Here is a 4,453-nt window from a genome sequence, read left to right as displayed (position 1 = left end):
AGGTGTTGCTCGTCGACAGGTCTGGATCCCACCTGCGCGATGGTGCCACGTCGCGTTGGGATGGGGCCAGCCTCGCGGTCTGCTGTAGGCTTTCCACCTGCTGCCGATGATCTGTTTGGCGGCACCGAGCTGTGGCGCAGTTTGGTAGCGCACTTTACTGGGGGTCAAGTGGTCGCAGGTTCAAATCCTGTCAGCCCGACCATATAAAACAGGCTCTGACCTGCTATGATGTGATCGTTGTCAAGACGAGATGACCCGTAGTTGGGGACCATTTGGGGACCACAGGTGGCGGGAGAGCAGGTCCCCAGCGTTCGTCACGGATTGCCGGTCGGGGTGCAGATAACGTTGGGGGGGACGGCAAACACCTTCCGCCGCAACACCTTCGGATGCAACTTGGACGGAAGGCGACCAGCCACCATGACATCGACCGTCTCGGCATCGCCAACACCGCGGACGAATCGGTGTATCGGCCCGTTGCCACCTCGCCTCCGGCTTGCGCAGGTCAATCTCTCAGGTCGTCGTTGCCGCACTCAGTAGTGACATGTACAAATCACGGTTCAGTGAGTGTACAGTTCACGGTGTGGATGTATCCGTGAGTGAGTTGCGCGCGCACCTCAGCGATTGGCTCGATCGAGCTCGGGCTGGTGGTGAGGTCGTCATCACCGACCGCGGGATTCCGGTCGCGCGACTCGCTGCGCTGGACAGCGCAGGCACCTTGGAGCGTCTCACGGCCGAAGGCGTGATTGGCAAGGCCGCCGCGCAGCGGCCCGTCGCTGCGGGACGGTCCGGACCCCGACCGCGGCGGCCGGTGTCTGACCGCGTCAGCGACCAGCGGCGCTGACCGGTGCCGCTCGTGTACTTCGACGCCAGCGCCTTCGTCAAACTTCTCACCACCGAAACAGGGAGTTCGCTGGCGTCCGCGCTCTGGGACGGCTGCGACGCCGCATTGTCCAGCCGTCTGGCCTACCCCGAAGTCCGCGCCGCACTCGCTGCAGCGGCCCGCAATCACGACCTAGCCGAATCCGAGCTCGCCGATGCCGAGCGTGACTGGGAGGACTTCTGGGCCGCCACCCTCCCAGTCGAACTCACCGCGACGGTTGAACAGCACGCCGGCCACCTCGCCCGAGCCCATGCCTTGCGCGGAGCCGACGCTGTTCATCTGGCCAGCGCGTTGGCTGTCGGTGAGCCCGGCCTAATCGTCGCCGTCTGGGACCGACGCCTGCACACCGGAGCCCAAGCCGCCGGCTGCCGAGTCGCCCCGGCCCAACTCAACCCCTAATCCGGCCGCTCAACATTCGAGTGGGTCAACCCCAGCACGGACGACGATCAGATACCGATTCGCCAGGTCAGGACCCGTGTCGCAGATGGCCAAATCCCCCCACCGCGCCACCGACGCCGACGGCACCGTGGAAAACGAAACCTGCCCGGTGTACTGCGTACGCGCAGCCGGGCCGATCGACCCGAACCCCGACGAGGTCGCCGAGTGGGTCTGGATGACCTGGGACCAACTGGTGGCGGCGGCCGCGCTACCGCGGCTGATCAGCCCCTGGGCTGCAGCGCAGATTCCAAAACTGAATTCGCTACTCCCGCAATGCAATACGAACAGATCGGGTTTTAGTTCAGCGGGTTCAACGTTATCGGCGACCGCGCGCTGTCCGTTCCTACTGCGATCAACACGATGTGTACTACGTTGAGCGATCGGCCAACTTTCCGGCCGGCCGGGCGGGCGTAGCGCTGCTGCTCGGCGCCGGCTCAAGCGGACCCCAATAATCCGACACGGCCGCCCCCGGTGGTGCTCGACGTTGCGGCTTATCCTCGCCCCGGCGATCGAACGCCGAGCCAACGGTCGGCTTCGAGTGCCTGCCGACCATCGGCGGTCAGTCGCCCATTCGCATGACCCTCGACCAACGAACCGACCGGGCACCCCGGTCAGAATTGGGACTGGCGATGCGCGTGACTGTGGGGACCAATTGGGGACCACACGTTATGCGCGTTGGTGAACGACCTGCGCGTCTGTGCACGCCATGCACGGCCAAGAGCTGGCGCCTGACACCGCCGACCTGGGAAATGCGTTACCGCTATTTACTGGGGGTCAAGTGGTCGCAGGTTCAAATCCTGTCAGCCCGACACAGGTCAGAGGGTGTTTTCGAAGACCACGATCAGACGAAAACCAGAGCTTACCCCAGTTGTTACCCCAATCGGGGGTTGGCATAACTGGCTGCGCCCTAGCGCAGGCCCAGAGAGCGGAGCAGGGCGTGTTCTCGGACGATGGCTCTACTACATCGGCGAATTGCAATTGCAAGGGTCGGGCTGATTTTCGCCGGAGAGAGAGGGCCGGATTTGCATGAGGTGTTCGGCGCGTGCCGCGCAGACAGTACCCCCACCCAACCACGGCAGCCCGCGGACCTGCGGCGATGGCATCAACCCGCTTGACAACGAGCCTGCGATAGCTGACCGGTCAGTGTCGGAGAACGCCGACCGTCCGTGCAGGTCGCAGGGGCTCTCTTAACGGACTACGCGTCGGCACAGGTGAGCCATGTTTGCTGGACGGGGGCTACTGTGGCCCGTCGCCCCTGCGCCGTGCCAGGGCTGGCGCGTGGCACAGGTGGCACAACTGGCACAGCGGCACGCGCCGAGACTCCTTGCGGCCGAGGGCATATCGCGTCTCAGCGGTCCTTGTGTCGTGTTGAGCATCATGGCACCAGCGGAGCGGGCTTAGTGGCTCAGCGTGGCTCCCAGCGGCCCGCACTGGCCATCTCGCCGTCACGGCATCGCCTCGGCCCACTCGATGTGCCCCTCGAAGCCAAGGGATTTCGCCATGTCGCGGTAGCGATCCCGATAGTCGCGATAGGCGGCCTCGTCGCCGTGTGTCTTGGCCAGCAGTGCCCGCAGCCGCAGCAGCCAGATCTCGCGTATCACCAGACCCTCATCGGCTGGCGCGACCGCTAACCGCTCGACTGCGGCCTCGGCTTCGATGAATACGCTGCTGCTGTCGATGCTCGGCGCAGTCGCAGAGTTCGAGCGGTCGGTGATCCTCGAACGCCAGCGCGAGGGGGTCGCCCTCGCGAAGGCTGCTCGAAAGTACAAGGGACGTAAAGCATCACTTTCGCAAACGAAGGCCAGTGAGCTACGCGAACGCCTGGCGAAGGGCGAATCTGTTACCGCACTCGCCACGGAATACGGTGTGAGCCGTCACACCGTCTACAACTACAAGATCGCCTGACTTGGATAGGTAACGGGAGGGTCCTGCAACGCCCGGTCCTTCCGTGTTCAACTGTGGGAGCTGACACGAAGCGGACAGTCGTGATCGGTTGCGCCAGCATGGAATCGCGACCGCTCAAGGTGGACGAGCATGGCATGCCAGCACCGTCCGCAAGGTGCTCGCCAGCCAGCAGGCTGCAACTGTTGCAACTGTGGAGTCGATGACCGCCCGGAAGTAGTAAGGGCAGTAGCTGGTTTGCCTGTCGGCGACGCGGCTGACTGGGTATGGTGAGCCAGTGGACGGAACGCCATTCGGGCGGTATCGGCTGTTGTCGCTGCTCGGCGAGGGCGGCATGGGCGAGGTATGGCGCGCCCACGACACCGTCACCGACCGGGTCGTCGCCATCAAGGTCTTGTCCACGAGGTTGTCGAAGGACGAGGAGTTTCAGCGGCGTTTTCGTCGGGAAGCCCAGGCCGCTGCACGATTGGAAACCCCGCACGTAGTCCCGATTTACGACTACGGGGAGATCGATGGCCGGCTGTTCGTCAGCATGCGGCTGATCAAAGGCCGCGACCTCGCCACCGTCCTGGCCGACGGGCCGCTGGAACCCGCCCGGGCGGCGCGAATCATCGGCCAGGTCGCCGAAGCCTTGCATGCCGCCCATGAGATCGGGCTGATCCACCGCGACATCAAACCGTCCAACATCTTGCTCGACGACCGCGACTTCGCGTACCTGATCGATTTCGGGATCGCCCGCATCGCCGATGACACCCGAATGACCAAGACCGGCAACACGATCGGGACGTTTGCCTACATCGCGCCGGAGCGCCTGGATGGCCGGGGCGAAGAGGACGCTCGCGTCGACATCTATTCGCTGGCGTGTGTGTTGTATGAATGCCTTGCCGGAGAGCCACCGTTTGGCGGTGACACGATGGCGCGCCTGGTCTACGCGCACGTGAATAACCCGCCGCCGCGGCCTTCCATCGCTCGACCGGATGTGCCCGCGCAGGTTGACGCGGTCATCGCCAAGGGGATGGCCAAAAAACCCGACCAGCGGTATGCCACCACCGTCGAGTTAGCCGACGCCGCCCACGACGCCATCACCACGCCGCTGGCACCACCCAGCGAACCCACCCTGCTAGACCCGACCCGACCCGCGACCCAACAACGCCCACCCGGCCGGCCGCCTGTACCACAACCCCGACCCGCCGACCGCCCGCCACCTCAGATCGGCACACCGCAGCCTTCGAG

4 protein-coding genes, 1 tRNA gene and 2 pseudogenes are annotated in these 4,453 nt (G+C 64.7%); 6 read left to right on the top strand and 1 reads right to left on the bottom strand.

The features are described 5' to 3' along the window. Nucleotides 1-125 precede the first annotated feature (125 nt). The 4 genes and pseudogenes from WAN71_RS10535 (at nucleotide 126) to WAN71_RS10520 (ending at nucleotide 1,694) form a co-directional block, all read left to right on the top strand. Nucleotides 126-202: transfer RNA gene (locus WAN71_RS10535), tRNA-Pro, on the top strand. 184 nt (nucleotides 203-386) lie between these two features. Next, nucleotides 387-841 (top strand): annotated as a pseudogene (locus tag WAN71_RS10530) (type II toxin-antitoxin system Phd/YefM family antitoxin). A gap of 3 nt (nucleotides 842-844) precedes the next feature. Continuing rightward, a complete protein-coding gene (locus tag WAN71_RS10525; RefSeq protein ID WP_422225275.1) occupies nucleotides 845-1,279 on the top strand; it encodes a type II toxin-antitoxin system VapC family toxin in 435 nt (144 codons plus the stop codon). Nucleotides 1,280-1,364: 85 nt separating this feature from the next. Further along, on the top strand, nucleotides 1,365-1,694 hold the full coding sequence (locus tag WAN71_RS10520) for a hypothetical protein (RefSeq protein ID WP_422225274.1): 330 nt from the start codon (nucleotides 1,365-1,367) through the stop codon (nucleotides 1,692-1,694). Between the two features lie 1,069 nt (nucleotides 1,695-2,763). Here WAN71_RS10520 and WAN71_RS10515 read toward each other — a convergent pair. Next, nucleotides 2,764-2,919 (bottom strand): hypothetical protein, encoded by a 156-nt coding sequence (locus tag WAN71_RS10515; protein ID WP_422225273.1) that lies wholly within the window; start codon nucleotides 2,917-2,919, stop codon nucleotides 2,764-2,766. A gap of 37 nt (nucleotides 2,920-2,956) precedes the next feature. On the opposite strand from WAN71_RS10515, the pseudogene WAN71_RS10510 reads away from it, so the two are divergent. Both WAN71_RS10510 and WAN71_RS10505 read left to right on the top strand, forming a co-directional pair. Then, nucleotides 2,957-3,223: pseudogene (locus WAN71_RS10510) on the top strand (helix-turn-helix domain-containing protein); the annotation flags it as partial. A 274-nt stretch (nucleotides 3,224-3,497) separates the two neighbouring features. Continuing rightward, nucleotides 3,498-4,453: serine/threonine-protein kinase (locus tag WAN71_RS10505; protein ID WP_422225272.1), on the top strand; the 956-nt coding region annotated here is incomplete at its 3' end.

The organism is Mycobacterium sp. (genome assembly GCF_049280035.1).
Lineage (GTDB): Bacteria > Actinomycetota > Actinomycetes > Mycobacteriales > Mycobacteriaceae > Mycobacterium.
The sequence above is the reverse complement of the archived record's forward strand: the minus strand, read 5'-3'. Positions and strand labels throughout refer to the sequence as shown.